The organism is Sporosarcina sp. PTS2304, from assembly GCF_003351785.1.
Classification (GTDB): Bacteria; Bacillota; Bacilli; order Bacillales_A; family Planococcaceae; genus Sporosarcina.
The window spans coordinates 51,286-72,146 of record NZ_CP031230.1 but is presented as its reverse complement, the minus strand read 5'-3'; the positions used below and the strand labels follow the sequence as shown (position 1 = coordinate 72,146).

Annotated in this window: 17 protein-coding genes; 1 reads left to right on the top strand and 16 read right to left on the bottom strand. The window is 39.6% G+C overall.

What is annotated here, in order from left to right; genetic code table 11:
- Window positions 1–6 precede the first annotated feature (6 nt).
- Entirely contained in the window at window positions 7–669 is a 663-nt protein-coding gene (locus tag DV702_RS00300; RefSeq protein WP_114922904.1) for a hypothetical protein, read from the top strand.
- Window positions 670–766: 97 nt separating this feature from the next.
- Here DV702_RS00300 and DV702_RS00295 read toward each other — a convergent pair whose 3' ends face one another.
- The 16 genes from DV702_RS00295 to DV702_RS00220 form a co-directional block, all read right to left on the bottom strand.
- A complete protein-coding gene (locus tag DV702_RS00295) occupies window positions 767–1,171 on the bottom strand; it encodes a DinB family protein (RefSeq protein ID WP_114922903.1) in 405 nt (134 codons plus the stop codon).
- Window positions 1,168–1,683, bottom strand: a complete 516-nt coding sequence (locus tag DV702_RS00290) for a HugZ family pyridoxamine 5'-phosphate oxidase (protein ID WP_114922902.1) — start codon at window positions 1,681–1,683, stop codon at window positions 1,168–1,170. Before DV702_RS00290 ends, DV702_RS00295 begins: the two co-directional genes overlap by 4 nt.
- 18 nt (window positions 1,684–1,701) lie before the next feature.
- On the bottom strand, window positions 1,702–2,481 hold the full coding sequence (locus DV702_RS00285; protein WP_114922901.1) for an ABC transporter ATP-binding protein: 780 nt from the start codon (window positions 2,479–2,481) through the stop codon (window positions 1,702–1,704).
- A 1-nt stretch (window position 2,482) separates the two neighbouring features.
- On the bottom strand, window positions 2,483–3,469 hold the full coding sequence (locus tag DV702_RS00280) for a FecCD family ABC transporter permease (RefSeq protein ID WP_114922900.1): 987 nt from the start codon (window positions 3,467–3,469) through the stop codon (window positions 2,483–2,485).
- Between the two features lie 18 nt (window positions 3,470–3,487).
- Window positions 3,488–4,477 (bottom strand): ABC transporter substrate-binding protein, encoded by a 990-nt coding sequence (locus DV702_RS00275; RefSeq protein WP_114922899.1) that lies wholly within the window; start codon window positions 4,475–4,477, stop codon window positions 3,488–3,490.
- A 263-nt stretch (window positions 4,478–4,740) separates the two neighbouring features.
- Window positions 4,741–6,663: an FUSC family protein gene (locus DV702_RS00270; protein WP_162805675.1), complete on the bottom strand. Its 1,923-nt coding sequence runs from the start codon at window positions 6,661–6,663 to the stop codon at window positions 4,741–4,743.
- Window positions 6,664–6,816: 153 nt separating this feature from the next.
- Window positions 6,817–8,604 carry a transglutaminase domain-containing protein gene (locus tag DV702_RS00265; RefSeq protein ID WP_114922897.1) on the bottom strand — a complete coding sequence of 596 codons (1,788 nt, stop codon included), beginning with the start codon at window positions 8,602–8,604 and terminating at the stop codon, window positions 6,817–6,819.
- A 188-nt stretch (window positions 8,605–8,792) separates the two neighbouring features.
- Window positions 8,793–10,457, bottom strand: a complete 1,665-nt coding sequence (locus DV702_RS00260) for a glucosaminidase domain-containing protein (RefSeq protein ID WP_240315706.1) — start codon at window positions 10,455–10,457, stop codon at window positions 8,793–8,795.
- Window positions 10,458–10,576: 119 nt separating this feature from the next.
- On the bottom strand, window positions 10,577–11,509 hold the full coding sequence (rbsB, locus tag DV702_RS00255) for a ribose ABC transporter substrate-binding protein RbsB (RefSeq protein WP_114922895.1): 933 nt from the start codon (window positions 11,507–11,509) through the stop codon (window positions 10,577–10,579).
- 13 nt (window positions 11,510–11,522) lie between these two features.
- A complete protein-coding gene (rbsC, locus tag DV702_RS00250) occupies window positions 11,523–12,464 on the bottom strand; it encodes a ribose ABC transporter permease (RefSeq protein WP_114922894.1) in 942 nt (313 codons plus the stop codon).
- On the bottom strand, window positions 12,451–13,947 hold the full coding sequence (locus DV702_RS00245; protein WP_114922893.1) for a sugar ABC transporter ATP-binding protein: 1,497 nt from the start codon (window positions 13,945–13,947) through the stop codon (window positions 12,451–12,453). Before DV702_RS00245 ends, rbsC begins: the two co-directional genes overlap by 14 nt.
- 16 nt (window positions 13,948–13,963) lie before the next feature.
- Window positions 13,964–14,353 carry a D-ribose pyranase gene (gene rbsD, locus DV702_RS00240; protein WP_114922892.1) on the bottom strand — a complete coding sequence of 130 codons (390 nt, stop codon included), beginning with the start codon at window positions 14,351–14,353 and terminating at the stop codon, window positions 13,964–13,966.
- A complete protein-coding gene (rbsK, locus tag DV702_RS00235; RefSeq protein WP_114922891.1) occupies window positions 14,350–15,228 on the bottom strand; it encodes a ribokinase in 879 nt (292 codons plus the stop codon). The genes rbsD and rbsK overlap by 4 nt, the downstream gene beginning before the upstream one ends.
- On the bottom strand, window positions 15,225–16,205 hold the full coding sequence (locus tag DV702_RS00230; protein ID WP_114922890.1) for a LacI family DNA-binding transcriptional regulator: 981 nt from the start codon (window positions 16,203–16,205) through the stop codon (window positions 15,225–15,227). The genes rbsK and DV702_RS00230 overlap by 4 nt, the downstream gene beginning before the upstream one ends.
- A 930-nt stretch (window positions 16,206–17,135) precedes the next feature.
- On the bottom strand, window positions 17,136–20,192 hold the full coding sequence (locus tag DV702_RS00225; protein ID WP_114922889.1) for a YhgE/Pip domain-containing protein: 3,057 nt from the start codon (window positions 20,190–20,192) through the stop codon (window positions 17,136–17,138).
- Window positions 20,193–20,216: 24 nt separating this feature from the next.
- Entirely contained in the window at window positions 20,217–20,786 is a 570-nt protein-coding gene (locus tag DV702_RS00220; protein ID WP_114922888.1) for a TetR/AcrR family transcriptional regulator, read from the bottom strand.
- Between the last annotated feature and the right edge of the window lie 75 nt (window positions 20,787–20,861).

The following is a 20,861-nucleotide window of genomic DNA, read 5'->3' as shown; positions in this document are numbered from 1 at the left end:
TGAATAGTGCAAAGAATTTCCCTCCTACTAGTAAGTCTACTCTTCCTAGTATTAACCGGTTGTACGAATGAAACTGAACCAGCTAAAGAACCAGCTACACCTCAAGAACCTACGGAAAATGAACAGGATGTCGTAAAAATCAATGATACGACTTTCACAGAAAAAGAAATGGACTTCTACGCATTGATGCAAAAAATATTTATTGAGCGCAACCGGAGTGCGGATATGGAAGACGCCTCTCCTGAAGAGATAGACGACATTGATTCGTATTGGGATATGCAACGAGCACAATATGATAATGTCAATGTTAAGCTGCAAACATTGATAGAATTACACTCCATGTCTTTGCTCGCAAAAGAAAAGAGTTACTACGTTCCACCAGAAGATGTCGAAGATCACGTACAGAAGTTCAATCAACTGATCGAAGACAATCATGAGATTCAACAATTGGTCAATCACTACGGTCGCAAAGACTATGATTTGGAAATTTTTCCTTACGTCAATGAATATTTATTAAAGCAGCGTGTCCTCCAAGAAATTGAAAAAGATATTCGATCTACTAACACGGAAGCTTCAGAAGCGGAAATTACGTATGAATCAAATAAATTATATGAGGATTTATATGAGGATCAAATATCTAGCGTGGATATGGAAATATATTTAAAATGATAAATGCAACAAAAAGTGAAAACGCGTGAAACTAAGTTTTTCATAACTACGTTTCACGCGTTTTATCATTTGCGTTTCACTACTTTTTTATTTTTTTTTACTGTTTTTTAATAAGCGCGATCTGACCTGAGTGAATTCCCGCATGATACATTAAACGGCCGACGACTTCCAAAGGTGTAGATGCCCCCATTTTTGACTCCACGGGAATATGCCATTGTTCTTCTGTCAATTCCGACAACGCTTGCTTCAACTGTTCATCTGAAGCATTTAAGATGTGTAACAACTCTGGAAGCGTCGTAGCTTTCGGCAATTCTGCTGGCATTGACTTTCCTAAATACCAATCTGCAAACATGTACTCCACTTCTGCTGTGTGGTATAGCAAAGAACGGACGGAAGACTCTCCGATGCTCATATCTAATTGTTCTTCTGTTAATCCAGAGGCCATTTTTGTAAAACGTTCGCGTAATGCATTCCAAATTGGCAGAACTGTTTCTACGCTCATGCCGTCACACCCGGCTTATTCTTTTTATCTACGACTACGTGATTAAATACGTTGCCGTCAATATCGATATCAAACGCCAATCCAAACCCTACAACGTAACGACCTTCAGTTGGAGTTAATTCAAATAAAGAGAAATCTAACCCTCTTAGCACTTCTAGCAATTTCGGATTAAAACGATCGTTAAACAACTCGAAAATTTCTTCATGCCCTTCATTGCCAATGTTTTTAGGTTGGCAGCCAAAACGCGCTCGTTCAGTTGCGAAAGGATTGGGAGTATTCGATTCATCTGCAATAATCATCGCATCGATCCATTCATTGGATTCCAAGTGACGGTAATGTTCAGCAATTTGACTAATGTACACATAAAACTTCCCGTCTTTTTTGACAAATGGTGCACAGCTTGCAAATGGACGACCTTCTTCGTTCACCATATTCAATACGATATTTTTATGTTCTTCCATAAATTTCAGATAGCCTTCTTTTGTTTTTGCGATATCAATTTCTTTTGCCATTGTTTATTCCTCCTCAGTTTATCTTGCTGTACTTACTAAATGAATCCGCGGATGGTGCTCTGCCGGATTGTATTGAACTTCAGAATTCATTCGATACACTTGACGAATCATATCTGTCGTCATCACTTGACGTGGTGTTCCGACCATTGCTTTTTCGCCACCTTGTACTACTACGACTTGATCGCTATAATAGGAAGCTTGATTTAAATCATGGAGCACCATCATAATTGTCATACCCATGTCACGATTAAGTTCGCGCACTAGTTCTAATACTTCATGTTGATGCGATATATCTAAATAAGTTGTCGGTTCATCTAGTAATAAAATCTTTGGACGTTGTGCTAAAGCCATCGCAATCCATGCACGCTGGGATTCTCCTCCAGAAAGGGAGGCCACTTTTCGATCACGGAAATTTTGCAAATGTGTTTTTTCAATTGCCCATTCTATAATTTCATGATCCTCTGCTTGAAGTTTTTCAAACCATTTTTTATGTGGATAGCGGCCGTATGATACAAGATCGAAGACCGACATGTCCGCAGGTGCCAAGTTTCTTTGGCTGAGCATACACATTTTTCGTGCGATTTGCTTCTGGCTCATGGACTTTAAGTTCACACCTTCAAGCTCTACTGTTCCTTTATAGTAAGGTAATTGTCTGGATACTGCTTTCAATAAAGTAGATTTCCCCGAACCGTTCGGACCGATGATAGAAACGACTTCCCCCTTTTGTACATGAAAGGAAAAGTCGCGTATGATTGTTTTTTGCTCATATCGAATAGAAACCGAATCGACTGTAAACATGTCAGAATGCACTCCTTCTCATTAAATACAAAAAGTACGGTCCGCCAATAACGGCCATTATGATACCTGCTGGAATATCCATTGGCGCAAAAATTGTTCGTCCGCCTGTATCTGCGAGCAACAAGACCAATGCCCCTAAAGCCATACTCATTGGCAGCATGTACTTGTAGTTGGATCCTACTAAAAATCTTGCCATGTGCGGCACAATCAATCCTACAAATCCGATCATGCCAATAGCCGCCACCGAAACCGCTGCAAGAAATACTGCTAAAATAGAAAGCAGAATACGAATTTTATTGACGTTCTCGCCTAAATTCATCGCTACTTGATCACCCATTCGAATGACATTCGCTTTACGAATAGCAAATATTGATAAAATCCAACCAATAATTGAATAAGGTAGCACCATCCATAATGCTGAATTCCCTTTTGCTGCCAGACTCCCATTCATCCATTGAACAGCAGACGGTAAACGATCACTGTACATAATAGACAAATACCCTACGACACCACCGCACAGTGCATTAACCGCCACACCTGCTAAAATGATTGTAATAGGCGAAATTCCATTACGTTTCCAAGCAAGCGCATAAACAGCAGTTGCAGCTAGCATTCCGCCCACAAAAGCCGCCAGCGGAATAAACTGTGTGTATTGTGGCATCGCTAGCATAATACCCAGCACACAAACTGCCGCTCCACTCGTCACACCCGTTAATCCCGGGTCTGCAAGTGGATTTCCCATAACAGCCTGTAAAATCGCACCTGACACTGCAATATTCGCTCCAATGACGAGTGCTAATAAAACACGCGGCAATCGTATGTTGAAAATGATTGTATCGTGCACTGTACTCTCTGCTGTTTTAAATAAAGTTTGAAGGATATCAGGCACTGCAATCGTTACACTTCCTAAACCAATCGCTATGACCGCCGCCAGCATCATCAATGCTACTGTCGCACTTACCGTAATCCCGCTCCGAGAGTTCGTCATTGCATATAATCCCTTCTGTTACTTATAAAAATAAGTAGAAATCTCCGTCAACGCTGTTTCTGCATTTTTGATGGAAGTCACACCAAACACTTCATAATCCAGAATATGGACACTGTCATTTTTATAAGCAGACATTTGCTTCCATGTTTCATTGCTTTCTACTTCTTTTTCGAACATTTCTTCAGATGCCCCGTGATCGCCGGACGCTAACACTAAAATAATATCCGGATCCGCTACAACTACATCTTCCATATTGATTGGAGAATACGTATCTTTCGCTTTCAAGACAGATGTTGCGATGTTATCTGCTCCTAAACGTTCGATCAAACTACCCACGTATGATTTTTCATTCATCACCATGAATGAATCTGCTGTACCAATCATCAGCATGACACTTGGCAATTCTTTATCTTTACCTTCTTCTACTAACTCATGTTCTTTTGAAACCAGCTGATCCAGCACCGCATGCATTTCTTCCTCTTTATCAAAATACGTGCCAAGTGCTTTAAAGCTTAACTTTAAATCTCCAAATGAATCAGTCGGTAAATAAGCTGTTTGTAAATCAATTCCTTCTAGCGTTTTATCTAATGTGCTCTGCAATGACTTAGCACCCAAAATAACATCCGGTTCAAGCTTTGTGATGCCTTCCAAATCAGGTGCCATCGGGGAACCAATACGGTCAATTGATTCAAATTCAGTCGGTAAAGGATTTGTTGAAGTCGGTACTCCTACCGGTGTTACATCCAGCAACTGTAGCATTTCCGCCAATGGCACGGATGTTGTGATCATACGCTCTGGAACCGTTTCCGGAAAATGAGCAATCAGTTCTGCCAATTCAGCCTCGTCCACTCCATCCCCTGTTTCAGCTGCTTTTTGTTCTGTATCTTTTACATCTGTTTCAACTTCCGTCTCTTTTTCTGGCGTTTCCTGTGAATCTTTCGCGTCAGATGAACAAGCCGTTAAGACAGCAAGTACTCCGATTAATAAACCAATGCATAGCTTTTTCACTCGATGTTTCCTCCTGATTATGTATATTCACTGTTTCTCAGCGCTTTGCAATGAGAATGATTTTCAGTATCGTTGATAATGATAACTGTTCTCATTATCAGTTGTCAACATCTATTTATTTTTACAAAATTTTCACATGACAAAAACAGCCTCCGTGTGGCGGAGACTGTTTTAAAAGATGACTTTTTGGGGCTACTTGTTTATGAGCGGAGACACTCGTTCTATGAGCGCAACGCCACAACCTACGAGCGGAACTTCACTCCTTATGAGCTCACAAGTTTCCGCGCGCCCAGTAATTCTTCCATCACTTCCACTATCAGACGCAACACCATGCGATCTTCTATTCTAGGTGTTGTATGAATCGCGTCTTTTATCTCCACTACGCGTTGTTCTAACTTCGTGATGTCCATTTTAGTATCTAATAGGACGCTTAACTCTGAAGAAATGGTTGGTATATTAGATGCTTGAACCCCCCGCTGATCCAGCCAACTATATAACTCATATAATGTTGTCGTGGCGCGGCGTTGGTGTCTCATCCAGGCAATTCCGTTTTCTGTCGGTGTATCTTGATTGTTCACATGCAGACGATCTTCAATCATATTAGCGATTAGTAATAAGTTTTTGACTGCATTTTCATTCCCTTTATCTCGTACTTTATAATCAATTTCCACTATCATTTCACGGACTGTATCATCATACATAGCATACAAATCACGATTGGCGTCTTCTAATTTATATGGCAGAATAAATTTATTAATGAGTAACGCTAAGACGACGCCGGCAACAACAAATAATACTCGTTCCAGTGTAAATATTTGTGTCGTGCCTGTAATTAATGCTACTGATCCGATAGCTGAAAATGTGACGAGTATCGTACTATAGCGATACACTTTGACGTAACTCATTAAATATCCAGCGAACATAAGAAGGATCGATCGCGCTGTATGACTGTGGAACACCATAAACGTTAATGTTACGGCTACTCCCCCTACAATCGTCGCAAACACCCGATCACGCATCTTCTTTTGCGACTGTTCATATAAAGGAATAATGACCGATAAGACGGTAAACATCATCCACCGACCTTCTGCCAAATCAAAATAATCCGTAATAAATCCCGCAATTGTAATACCGATAGCCATACGGACCGCATAAGAAAGTTTCATCGAATTCGTGTGGCTCGGTCTTTCTGCAATCGATACTTTCCTGAATTTCTTTGGAATCTGTTCAATTTTTTTGACCACATTGTAATGTTCTTTGTCTAGAGATGATAACTCAGACAAACTCTGTCTTAAGAACTCTAGATGATTTAACATACCTAAAACGAGTAAGTCGTGATTATGTGCTGCTTTATAGTGCAGAAGCATTTGATCATATGTTTCTCCAAGCGCCTTCACTGCTTCTGGATCGTGCAAACTCTTTGAAGCCAACTCGAGAATGCGAATCAAATCTTCTGCTAACGCATGTGGCGGTTGATCTTTGGGTACACTATCCAATAAAATGTTAATCTTTTCGAGTGCAACAGAAATATTAACTTTTAATCGTCCTTCTTCTGTCAAGTAAAAATTATCTTCTCGCTTATCATAAATGATACTTCGTAAGCTACTGACATCATTCATAATCTGTTTAGATAATTCTTCATGTGATTCATTTGTTTGCATCGACTTAATCTTTTCGATTAACGCTAAACAAATGGAGACGACTAATTTATCTCCGCTTTTTGTAACTTTGTTTTTATTTGCGATCATTTGGACACCCATAATCGCCAATGCACCAAATACGAGAGAAGCTAATCGAAGCGGCATTTGATCGACCGCTACAGGCATCGCTAAAATGAAGAGGTATTGCAGAGAGAATGGTAAGTAAAGAGGATTTTTCAAATTAAATAATAATGAATAGCTAATGACGAACATCGCTATAAAGTTGATTGGAACTGCGAGCCATACATTAAAGCCCGTTAAAAAAGCAGCCACACCAATGAATACATTTAATACGATAAATTTCATCGTGTTTCCTATTGGGTGACTTGTCAAATCTCTCTCCAGCAACATAAGCATCGCTGTAATGGTGGACACACCGATTAAAATATTTTCATTACCGAATAATGCACCAAATCCTAAGATGAACCCGATAATAAAGATAAATAATATAGTGTTTGATACAATCATTTTCTTAGTTAGTTTCATAGACATATTCCTTTCTCACGCGTATATGACGAAATATACTTTAACATTAAATATCCTTCGCGTAAAATATTATGATAGCCTCAATTAAATAAAAGGATACCCTAAAAGGTCTATTGCTAACCTTTTAACGTATCCTTTCTAGACTGCATAAAATTATTTTTTCACAATAAAGGAAGCATGTACCCCCTGTGCTAACTTCACGTGTTTTGTGCTATAAATGTTATCGTTTACGACAATATAGTACGTGTGACCAACAGCATAAGGTTTGGTAGGTGTCATTATTACTTTTTTACCTACTATTTGGACAGTGATACCTGCTACATCGCGCCCGTAGTGATCTACTATTCGTACAGGCGAGTCCTCTGTCTCTCCTATAGTGTCGTTAAATGTAATAGTCCACGGCTTCAAAGGATTATCTGTTTCAAGTACCGTAGACCATTTTTTATAAGAAGCGAATGTTTTTTCCACTTGGCCCCTTTGTTTCCACAATGCACTCATAGCAAACAAACGATCTTTATTTTCCACAAGTGATTGGTCGCTGTCTGATAGATTACTAAAGATGTTCTCTACAAATGTAAGAGTTGCCTCAAATTGTGGAGAAAATTCGTCTAATTGGTCAATTGCTTGCTGAATGCTTTCAATTTGTCCTGGTTGGTGAATTATTTCTGGTAAATCAATTGTTGTCAGTTGTTGACTTTCTTCATCTCTGTAATACAATTTATTATTCTCTATATACAGTTGGTCGAATGTACCTTCTTCTAATAACATAATCGTTTGTTCCAAACGGTTCCAAGCATAGACGTTATTTTGTCTGTAAGAACCTAAGTGATAAATGATTCCGTTATGTGAGACAAGCTCTCGCCCCGCACTGAACTTCAATCCTTCTACTATATCCATCGTTTCTTTATTGTATGCCTTAATAGTGTAGCCTGAGCCTTCCTCCCATACAGACACATAAATATTTTCTTCATCATATACTCCAAATGTAGTATGAGGGCTATATGTTCGCAAAACATCATATTTTTTACTAGTCGCGTTAGGCAACCCAAGCGGATCTACTGTTCGTGTTTTTTTAATCACTTCGTCCGAAACTAATAAATATTCATATGTTGTTTGCCCTTTTCGGTCCAGTATGGGATCGTTCCACGTAGTATCAAGGTTATACCATTCTCCATCCACATTCACTAGATTCCACGCGTGTAATTCACCGTCTAAAATCTTTCCTGTCTGATAATATACGTCCATACCTAATTCTTGAAGAAGGCGTTGCGCAACTAGGGCATAGGCTTGGCATACCCCCTGCCCTTCATCCATTATCGTGAACGGACTGTGCGGGGTATGATTGGTGTCAAACGAATAGGAATACGTACGTGTAATGAAGTCATTCACAGCTAGTACTTTTTCTAAGTCCGTTTTCGCATATTTAGCAATGTTTTTTGCAACTTCTTCTATCTTCGCTGTCAATTCAGCTTCTTGTTCTTTTGTATGATTGTAATGAATGGTGATTTCAATTTTCACTTTTGTCACGGAACCTGAAGTATAATGATTCACAAATGACATTTTTCGTATTACTCCCGTTTCATACGTACCCTCTTTAAGTAATTCATTCCATAATAGGATAATTTCTTCATTATGTTCTTTGCTGTCGAACGCTTGATCAGAGATGACTTCATACTCAAACACGATAGAGTTGTCCATTTTTCCAATTGCTTCTCTAATGAAAGGTACCATCTGCTGGTAATTTTCCAGTTCTATTGATTCAACTGCAACGTCTTCCGTGTGTGAATGATTTACGCGATGATAACTCACTTCACCAGTGATAAAATCTTTAGTCGTGGAATAGATCGTAGATGGTTGATAACTCTCTATAGATGCTTCGGCATGGGTAGTGGTAAGTAGTAATAATCCTGCAATCAGTACGCTCCAAACTACTCTTTTCATTATTAACACCCCTTTATAATCATATCTTTAGTATGTTAATATCATAATTAAAATTAGGTACTATGACTTAAATTAATAGTATCGAGTAACTATTAATTTGTCAATCTTCTATTTCCTAAAAAATGAAACTATTCAAAAAAAACATCAGAAGATCATGTAATATGATTTTCTGATGTTTTTTGCGCTATTCAATTGATTTTATCTACATATTTTCCATGTACGTACAATGTTTCATAAGGTATCGTATCTGAACGAATACTAATCCATGGATTGTCCGGCAATTGGTCATTTAAAATCAGTAACGGCATGCCTGCTTTTGGATAGTTATAAACCCACGGACGACTTGTATTAGGATCAAGACGAACTTTTAAATCTTCTGTATTCGTCACGCCAAGTGTTTGTTGATTCGTCAATTCAAGACTTCCCATCATCCGATCCATGCGATAAAGATGACCTGCAATTTTCGACCCCCAATATGGATCAGATGCATACTTGACGTTGACACCGACTGCTTTATTTCCAAAGTTTGTACCGTTTGCATATTTTGCGTTCGGGGGTAAGTAATTTTTGTTAAGAAACGCATTCAATAGTGCTTCGATATTTTCACCGACTGTTTCAAAATACTTTTTGGATGGATTGTCATCTGTTACATATAAACCAAATAAGTTATTATACTTTTGTGCGTATGTACTTAACCCATACGTACTTTCATGCTGTGCCAACGCCAATATGTGCATGGCATTGACATGATTTTCTGCTTCAATCCTCTTAAGTTCAGTACCCAATCCTAGTAACTTACTTTTAGTCGCTGCATCGCGATAAACGAGAGAGTTCGGATAAGCTTGTTCCAATTGTTGTAGTCTTTTTAGTATATAAGCATCCAACTCTTCAGCTGTGTAGCGCGTTTCACTGCGTAACGGCAAGTACTGAAAATATTGATAAGCAACTCCTACAGCTTGTCCGGTTTCATCAGAAAAATGACTACCGTCTGTGCTGAAGTATTTTACACCTTCTCTCATAAACGAAGGTGCTATTCCCATTTCATATGTTCCATACTTAGCTGTTTTATGCGCATAAATCGAATGAAATAATGAACCATCTCGAACAAAATAATACGATCGATCACGTATTGTTTGAATCGGAAGTAACTGACTATTGCCTTGCTTTATAAAATAATTCACCCCTGCCAACTCAACTTCTACGTAAGTTTCTGTTGAATCCACATATACTAATTCCGTATCCGCCGGCACGTATGTTATTTCCTTTTTCAAAAGTTTATCTGAATGAAGAATCGTTAACGAACTAGAACCTAATGATTTCGTAGACACTAATCCAGCGGGCATATGAATAATCTTACCTTGAAACATAATCGCTTCATTTGACCCCATCTGACGCAAAGCATCTCCGAAATTAGAAAAATTATTTACTACGGTCGTGCTACCATCTGATTTAACTGTTACGACCTCATAGGTTGGTTGCTTTTTAATCGTAAACGTTTTACTAACACGTTGTTTTAACGCTTTTCCTTCAATTGTCCGAACAGACTCCGTAATATGCATCGTATACGTTTCTGCAAAACGATAACCATCTGCTGGTGGGGCAATATGTATCGATTGATCGTTATTTGAAAACGTCCACGAATTTGCTTGTTTGACGCCTTTTGAATCCGTAATATATAGCGTCTCTGGATTGACCGTCGCACGATCTACAGATTTATTAAATGTCACTTTCCACGATTTATTCGGCTCTTCATCTGATGAATGTGGCCAGGCGATAGTAGCGGCTTCTACTGTTGAAACGGTTGTGAATAAACTTATAAATAGTACGGTCCATATATATAGAAGCAACTTCATAAACTTCAAAACTATCATCCTCCTTTTACTATATAGTATACAGGAAAATGAGTTTTTTGATAGATTTCCACAAAAAAACTCCCAAACGGTTTATCCGATTGAGAGTTGCAAATAGTGTTTTACTCTTTGATCAATTCCAAATCTACAGGAATGTCAGCTTCTACTTCTTCACCCTTTAAAGTCGCAACCGCTGCTTCCATTGCCTTCTTTCCGATTTCTTCCGGCTTTTGAGCAATCGTCGCCGCTAACTTTCCTTCTTTAACAGAAGCAATCGCATCATCAGTCGCATCAAATCCAATAACGATTACATCTTTACCAGCCGAATGAATAGCTTCTAATGCACCAAGGGCCATTTCATCGTTGTGAGCGAATACGCCAGCAATATCAGGATTCGCCTGCAAAATGTTTTCCATAACTGTTAAACCTTCTGCACGATTAAAGTTTGCTGTTTGTTTCGCTACGATATTCACTTTACCGTTTACTGCTTCATTAAAACCAGCTCCACGGTCACGCGCTGCTGAAGATCCTGCAATTCCTTCGAGTTCAACTACTTTTGCATTGTCTTCACCGAGCAATTCCAGCATGTACTCACCTGCTAGTACTCCGCCTGCTTTGTTATCAGATGCAATATGTGAAACAACTTCTCCGCCTTCTGCACTGCGGTCAACCGTAATGACGGGAATATTGGAGCTGTTCGCAGATTCTACTGCAGACACGACCGCTTGAGAATCCGTTGGGTTAATGATCAATAAATCGACACCTTGTTGGATCAAATCTTCTACATCGCTCGCTTGTTTTGAAGCGTCATCCTGTGCGTCAACGACAATTACTTTTGATCCCGATTCTTTCGCTTGTTCTTTAACCCCTTCACTTAACGTAACGAAGAATGGATTGTTTAAAGTAGAGACTGATAGCCCCACTTTATATGTCTTCTCTCCATCTTTACTAGCATCACCTTCATCATCTGATGAGCCCGAACCTGGCTGCTCCATTGAACAAGCGGCTAATACTAAAACTACTGCCATAAGAAATAACCATTTTACATTTTTCATGCGTTTCATCTCCTTATGCTGTTTTTTTGCGATCCAATAACACGGCAATTAATATAACTGCACCCTTTACGACCTGTTGGAAGAAAGAGGATACGCCGATCAAATTTAATCCGTTATTTAAGACTCCGATGATTAAGGCACCGACTAACGTTCCGACAATCCAACCCCGACCACCTGTTAAACTTGTACCGCCGAGCACGACTGCAGCAATGGCGTCTAATTCGAACATATTCCCTGCAGTTGGCTGTGCTGAATTTAAACGTGATGTTAAAATCAACGCCGCAATCGCAGTCAAACCGCCTGCCAATGAATAAACATAGATCTTAACTCGGTCTACGTTAATTCCTGATAAACGAGATGCTTCTTCGTTGCCACCTACCGCATACACACGACGTCCGAAAGTAGTTTTCTTTAAAATAAAGTATAATACTGCAAATGCGATCGCCATTGTAATGACCGGAACAGGAATACCGAAAACATATCCTTTACCGAGCATTTGGAACGTCAGCGAATCTCCTAGTCCTGAAATAGGACGTCCTTCTGTGTACACAAGTGTCAAACCGCGGAAAATAGTCATCGTCGCTAGTGTTGCAATGAATGGTGCGACTTTTCCTTTTGCGATAATCAATCCGTTAATAGCTCCTAGTAACACACCGAGCAATACACCAAGAATCATAGCAAAAACAGGATCCATTCCGCCTGACATCATCCCAGCTGTCACGGCTCCGGTTAGTGCTAATATAGATCCAACCGATAAATCGATACCGCCTGTTAAAATAACAAACGTCATCCCAAATGCAATCAACGCATTAATCGACACTTGACGCAGTACGTTGAACAGATTGTTAAGTGTTAAAAAACTCGGGCTCATAATTGAAATAATAACAACGATTAATAGTAGTCCAATGACGGGACCTAATTTTTGTAGTGAAGACTTCATATTAGTTTTGGACAACTTTGTCACCTCCTGTAGCAAAATGCATAATGCGTTCTTGTGTCATTTCTTCTTTCGGTAAATCCGCCATCAAATGTCCTTCATGCATTACTAGCACACGATCTGCCATTCCGATCACTTCTGGCAGTTCCGATGAAATCATAACAATCGCCACACCGCGTGCAGCCAGTTCGTTAATGATGCTGTAAATTTCTTTCTTTGCGCCTACATCGACACCACGCGTCGGTTCATCCAAAAACAAAATGTCCGGCTCAATTCCCAGCCACTTTGCAATAACGACTTTTTGCTGATTCCCACCACTTAACGATTTCACGCTTTGTTCTGGACCAGATGTACGTACACCTAAACGTTTTGACATCGTATCGTATAGTAAATTTTCTTTCGCTTTCTGAATAATACCTGACTTTGAAATTCGATCAAAATTCGTTAAACTCATATTGTCCCGTACAGAAAAATCTACAATAAGCCCTTCTGATTTGCGATCCTCCGTAACGTATCCGATGCCATGTTTTTTCGCTTGTAACGGGTTGGAAATCACTACTTTTTTACCGTCAATAAAGATTTCTCCTGCTGTAGGCTTCTTATAACCGAAAATAGATTGAATAACTTCCGTTCGACCAGCACCCATTAAGCCAGCAACGCCCAAAATTTCACCTTTTCGAACCTCAAATGATACATTTTCAAATAAATCATCGCGTCCTAAGTTTTCTACTTTCAGCTTCACATCACCAATCGCATGTGTGCGCTTAGGAAAACGCTCACCTAACTCACGACCTACCATCATCTGGACAATTTCTTCAAATGTAGTTTCTTTTATTTTCTTCACGCCAACATAGTGGCCATCACGTAAAATTGTAATCCGATCACACATCGCGAATATTTCTTCCATTCGGTGCGAAATATAAACAAATGAGACACCTTCCGCTTGTAAGGAGCGGACAGTAGCAAATAGCGTTTCAATTTCACGATCCGTTAAAGCAGCAGTCGGCTCATCCATAATAATCAGTTCTGCGTTCGATGAAACAGCTTTGGCAATTTCAATGATTTGTTGTTTACCGACAGATAATTCTCGTGCTACTGTACGTGCATCAACGTGTAATCCAAGTTTCGCTAAAATTTCTTCCGCTTTGCGATTCATATCCTTCGTTTTTAAAATACCACTCTTGCCAAAAGTTTCTTCATTGCCTAAATAGAAGTTTTCTGCAATCGTCAAATCCGGCAAAATATTTAATTCTTGGTGAATCACCGCAATTCCCGCTGCTTCAGCTTCTTTGGCATTTTTAAACTCTACTTTTTCACCTTTTACCCATACATCGCCAGCGTCACGTGTATAAATGCCCGTCAAAATTTTCATCAATGTAGACTTACCCGCACCATTTTCACCCATAAGTGCATGTATTTCGCCTTGCTTTACTTCAAACTGAACATCCTCAAGTACTTTATTACCGTTAAAGCTTTTTGAAATCCCACTCATCGCAATCATTTCTGTTCACCCACTTTCAGAATATGACGCCTGACTGCAAGATTACATTGGCATATGGCGTCGCTTCTCCTGTACGAATAATCACTTTCGACTGCTTTGTTACTTCCTTTAACTGCTCATGTGTCATTTCTTCCATTTGACATGGCACGCTACTTATTTGCTCATACACTGCCGGATTTTCTCGTTTCATTTCACAAGCAATAATGATTTTTTCTGCTTCAAAATCTTTTAACACTTCAAATAAAATTTCGATAAATCTTGGTTTACCTAATGTATAAGAAAGATCAATACAAGGAACACCTACTGGAATAGGTAATCCACAATCTGCAATGGTGATTTGATCTGTATGGCCCATTTTAGCTAGTACTGCAGCGATTTCCCGATTAATGATGCCATGTTTCTTCATGACTGTTCCTCCAGACGTTCTTGTACTTCTTTGAACGTCGGCATACCGCCTTGTGCACCGAATTTTTCTACAGAAAGTGAAGCAGCAGCATTGGCAAATCTCACCGCTTTTTCTAAATCCATTCCTAACACAATGGCTTGTGCAAGGGCTCCGTTAAATGTATCACCGGCACCTGTCGTATCTACAACAGTTGTTTTAAAACCGTCGACAATGACGTGTCGTTCTCCATCGAAGTATCGTGCGCCTTCACTTCCTAATGTAATAATTAATCGATTAGGATATTTTTCTAACGCCTCTACCATATCCATACCGAAAATTTGTTCACATTCAGTTTCATTAGGTGTTAAGTAAGTAATAGAAGGCATCATATCCAGTTCAAATCCACGCGCTGGCGCAGGATTCAAAAGCACCGGCACACCGATTGCTTGGCACTTCGCCAAAGCATACACTACGGTTGGAATTGGAATCTCCAGTTGCAATATCACCAATTTGCTTTTTTTAATCTGCTCTTCTACTTCATCAATGTGCGAAGGCAGTAATAATGAGTTAGCGCCCGGGACTACAATAATACGATTATCCCCTTCTGATAATAAAATATTAGCAATACCTGAAGCTCCTTCAACTTGTGCCACACCTGTACAGTCGATCGCATTCTTTTGTAAATTGTCTGTAATGCTTGTTCCAAACAAATCATTGCCTACACAGCAAACCATGTGAACGTCGCCACCAAGCCTTGCTGCTGCAATTGCTTGGTTCGCACCTTTACCGCCAGGCACCGTATCAAATACATTACCTAGAACAGTCTCCCCTTGGTTTGGGAAGTTTTCTGTACCTACTACTAAGTCCATATTTGCACTGCCAATCACCGTAATCATTGCGACCCACTCCTTGTAGTTTCTCGAATAATCAATTCGGCTGGAATCTGGATTTCTTGTTCCGTCACTTCTTGACCTTCTATTAATTTAATAAGCATTCTAGCGGCTAATGCACCAATCTTATAAACATCTTGCGCCACTGTCGTGAGCCCTGGAGTTAACTGACTAGCCAACATCGTTCCATCATATCCTACGATTTGCAATTGATCTGGAACCTTTATACCTAATGAATATGCAGCTTTCAACGCACCGGCAGCCGACACATCACTACTTGCAAAAATTCCATCTATCGCATGTTGCTGTAGTTGCTCGCGTGCTGCCAATTCAGATGCTTCAAATTGAAACGGGCATTCTACGACATGCGTTTGTATATCTTTACCCTCGATAGCGTCCATAAACCCTAAAAAGCGATCATTTGCAGGACCTACACTGGCTGGTCCCCGCATGCACAAAATATGGCGGCAATCATTCGCCAAAAGATGTTCCACACCGATTCTCGCTCCTTCTCGGTTAGCTGTTGAGATTAGTGGGATTGACGAGTGAATTCGACGGTCAATCGCCACAATCGGCAAATTGACTGTTGTGTAATGTTCTGCTTCTGCATGGCTCGTCGCCACAATAAAGCCCGCCACATACTTTTGCTGCAAAGTGGTTATATAATGGATTTCTTTTTCTATTTTTTCATCTGAATTACATAATACAATCGTATATCCATAAGCAAGCGCCACGTCCTCTATCGCTCTCGCCAATTCAGGAAAGAAAGGATTCACTATATCCGGAACAATCAACCCTATGAACGTCGTTTGTTTCGTACTAAGAGAGCGTGCAATCATGCTTGGACGATAATTGAGTTCTTTAATTGCTTCAGAAATTACATGTTTTGCTTCATCGCTAATATAGCCTTTATTATTCAAGTAACGCGAAACAGTCGCAGCGGAAACCCCTGCCTTTTTTGCCACGTCCCGTATAGTCGCCAACTAGTTCACCTTCATTCTTTATAGAGTGTCATCGATATGTGGTACCGGTTACACATCATGATAACAGATGATGTTTTTTCATGTCAATAGAGTAAAAGGTTGAATGGAGAGAAGCTGATTTAGAATGTCTTGCGGCTTGCGCTTCCAGACGATACTTAGTATGTGCAAGACAGTTAGATACCTTTTTGTAAGTGGTGAAAACTACGTGGACTTGTGTGCTACTTTATGTTCGTTTATTAGATGGAGCAAGGCTAACTTGAAGAGTCTTATGGCTTGCGCTTCCAGACGATACGCTTTCCGGAGGGGGCGCGGTGGACCTCGCAAAAGTGCTCTGCGAGTTACACCTGTCGCCCTGATCCTCCCGGAGTCGATCGTCTGTAAGCTCCAAGCCGTACTTAGTGTGTGCAAGACAGGTTGATCACTCTTTGTAGGTAGTGAAAAACAAGTAGACTTGTCTGATATAATGCGACCGTTTTTGAAGTTAAAAGCGGTGAAGTGTTGCTGGCTACTATGACTGTTTCGATGGACTGAGCAGAAAAAGCAATGACTCTATATGTATTCAATCAGGCAATCCAAAACTTTACCCACACTGTTCAGAAAGCGGAACTTACCCCACTCTATTTCTGGACGAACACAAACTGACTTGCAGACACAAACTCAAGGATTCTCCCGGAAGAACCGGCGACTCCTGGAGGATCAGGGTGACAGGTGTAATCGCCAACGCATTTCTGGCGAGTCCACCGCGCCCCCTCAGGAAAGCGTCCGGTTCTGCAGGGAGAATCCTAGCACGTACACTCATTTTCTGCACCGCACTGGAGAAGCCACGCTACTTTTTTTGTATCTATTTCAAGATGAAATCGTTACGAATAGACGGAAAAAACGCCATAAAACCAAGAAGTAAAACCTTGGTCATACGCCGTTTCATTCCCTTTATATCACAATATTGCTTTCCTTCGCTTTCTCCATAAACTTATCACTCGATCTATTAAAGAACTTCTTCAAACCAAGTCCTAACACTAAAGCGAGTACAAAGTAAATGAGTAAATAAACGATTTGCTTCCAAGCTACCTCCCAAAGAATTCCGCCAATCGCCTCACGTAATAACGTAATGGCATGAGTAAAAGGCATGAATGCGGAGATTCTTTGGAAAAACTCCGGTGCCATTTGGATTGGGAATGTTCCACCAGATGCACCTAGTTGCATGACCATTAAAATAATCGCCATAACTTTTCCTGTATTTCCAAATACGGATACTAATGTGTAGACAATCGAAACGAACACTATACTCACTAGTACACCGAACAATACATAAGGTAACTTGTTGACAACGTATGTGTTCATGATAAATAGTTCACCTACCGTAACGATTAACGATTGAATCGTTCCAATACCAGCGAAAATAATGAGTCGGCCTATATACGTTTGGTAGCTTTTAAATCGTGACTTTTCACGAATATCCACTTTCAATGTAGAAACCATTAATAATGCACCGACCCATAAAGAGAGTGTCGTATAGAACGGACTCATCGCAGAACCATAGTTTGGAATTGGATAGAGGGGATGTTCATCCAGCACGACAGGATCTGCGAAGAATTTACTAACTCCGGCTGGGTCTGTTGCAAGAACTTCTAGTAATTTATCTAAATCTCCGTCCTTTTCTAGTGCACGAATTTTCTCAGCCATCGTCTCGATCGCTTCACGTGCTTCTGGGAAGTATTGCTGTGCTTTCGCAAGATCTTTTTTCCCTAACGTAACTCCCTCTTCCGCTTTCCCAAGGGCTTCTCGCAAACGCGGAATGCGACTATTCACTTCATCGAGCACATCAGATACATCATACAGTGCATTCGTTGCATCTCTCATCGCAGATTTATACTTTCTTGAGAGGTCACTATTTACAAAGTCGATCGCTTCACCTACTGAACGATCCAACTCTCCGGACACACGATCAATTTCCGCTAAATGTTTTTTTCCATTTGCTTTAGAGTCGTTAATACGCACGATTAACCCATCTATTGAAGATTGTGTAGTAGATAAGCTATCTTGTATCGTCTTGATTTTTTCAATTTCATTGGCAAGCTTATCGGAATGAATGAAATTTTGTAAATCCGTTAAGCCACTGGTGATGGACCCAATTGCGGTTAAGCCATTGTCGATACGTTCTACCATTGTTTCTAAAGCTTCGATTGTTCGCTCTGGATTCTCAGCGGTTTCAAGCAACTTTTGCAGTTTTTCATCAATTTCTGTTTTAGATGCTTGCAGTTCATTGAATCGATCACGCAAGTTCTGGTCAAATGATTTCAACTGTTCCGTTGCTTGTTGTATCGTTTGTTGGCTATTTTGATTCCATTGATTTTGCGTGTCCGTAATGCGCTGTTGAGTAGCTTCGAGCTGACTTTTTAGTTGAGTAAGCAAACTACTACTTGGGTTTTCTCCTCTTTCAATAGCCGCCTGTATCCCGTTAATCACTTGGGTTGTCTTTTGCATTTGCTCCTTTAATGAAGCGAACTTTTGCTCCAAATTTCTGAGCTTCTCGCTACCTGTTATGTTGCCAGCTCTTTCTAATATAGAAATCACATTATCTACTCTACTCATTTGACCTTCTATTGCTGAAGATAACTGATCCAATTCACTTTTCATGCCACTCAGATCTATTGAATCGCGCGTATCAATTAGTCGTTGCACAGCTTTTATCGCTGTAGTATTCACTTCAGTCGCTCGATCGAATAATGTAGTCATATTTCCAGAAAGGTCTTGCAGTTGTTTCAATAACTTTTCCGTTTGTGGATACAAGACAGTAAGGTAATTATTTTGTACTCTTTCCATGTCTTGCGCTAACTTCTTCGATAGTTCTTGTGTTTGTGTCACTACATCAGCTGCTGGATTTTTTCCATTCTGTAAATCTGCTATCAATGTTTGCAGATTCTTTTTCAAGCGGCTCAAATCATCTACGCTATTGCTCAAGGTTGCTTGTAAGTCTTGAATATTAGTAGAGTTCTGTAAATTTTGGTCTTGTTTTTTCAAAAAATCATAAATTTCATCTAATCGAGCATTCGTATCTTCTAACTTTCCTTGCTTGTCACGCAAAGAATTCGTAATACGGTCTAAGTCTTCTCCTTTTCCTGCAAGTTCACTGGTGATAGTTGGCACTTTGCGAAATGCAGTTTGTGCACTCTCAAGATTTGATGTGATAGCGGCTAACGTTTGGTCTACTGTTTTTTCATTTTCTTCTAATTTAGCTATTAGACGCGCATTCAATTTTTTCGCGTTTGCATGGACATTATCTACATCATCAAGTACGACATCTACTCGATCGATAGACGAATCTGCAAAATTCAATCCTTTATCGACTAATTGTAATTTGGAGTAGATCTCCGGAATGTCATCCTCTAATTGGTAAATTAAATCCCGTAGTCTTTCAATATTTGCACGATTACCTTGTAATTCTACTCCTAAATTATTAAATACTTTTATGACGGCTTGGTTAGCTTCTTCAACAAATGTTTTATCGATATTTTCCACAATTGCGGAAGCTCCCTTTCCAGCGACCTTCGGAGATATGGCATTGATCTTTTCATTAATATAGTAATCCAATCTAGGTTGTTTAATATCGTCTGTAACGACACTACTTAAATTCTCTGAAAAGTTTTCTGGTATAATAATAGCTGCGTAATAATCACCGTGTTTTACACCTTTGATGGCTTCGTCTTTTGTTACGAACTGCCAACCGAGGTCGTCATTCTTTGTCAATGAGACGATCACTTCATCGCCCACATTAAACTCTTTGTCTTCAATCGTCGCCCCTTTATCTTCACTAACAATCGCCACTGAAACTCCTTTAGTATTCGAATAAGGATCCCAGGAAGCAAGTATATTCAGCCACGCATAGAGCGACGGCAGAAATGCGATTGCCGCTATCACAATTAACGCTGCTTTATTTTTTGTAATGTTACGAATGTCTCGTTTGACAATAAACCAAATTTTATTCATTTATGAACTAACCTCACTTTGATATCACACGTATAGACTAGAGAAAATCGTATCATTGAGTATATCAGTAATTTGCTTTTCCGTAAGCTGTTTTTCATGTGTTTTATTCCAATCAACTACTAAAGCTACATACATTTTAAATAAAAGATAAGCAATCAACTCACTATTGCATTGTTTTAGCTCTCCATTTGCTATTCCTTTGTCGATTTTACTCGCTATATAGCGTAGAATTTCTTTTTCAATTTTCTCGAGCGCTTCTCCGACGGCTGGAGTCCGTAATTCTTTCTCTTCTTCGATCAACTTAATAAATAATTGATGAGTTTCTCTAAATTTCAATAACTGCATAATTCGGGCATGGACATTCTCTTGAAAAGAAGCTCCTGCTACTATTCCCTGTTCAGAAACCTCTTTCATTTCCTTAACCATTTCCCAAACAATCGAATGAAACAACTCTTCCTTCGTAGAAAAAAACGTGTAGATCGTTCCTTTTCCTACATTTGCGATTTTCGCTACTTGATCCATTGTCGTTGCTTTATATCCAAACATCGTAAAGGACTTTTCAGCCGCTAACATAATTTCTTCTCTGCGATTCATTATGACACCTCATCTTAAAATGACCATAATACCATTTCGGTCTGTTGGTCATTATATTACATAGTGTAGTTGTAA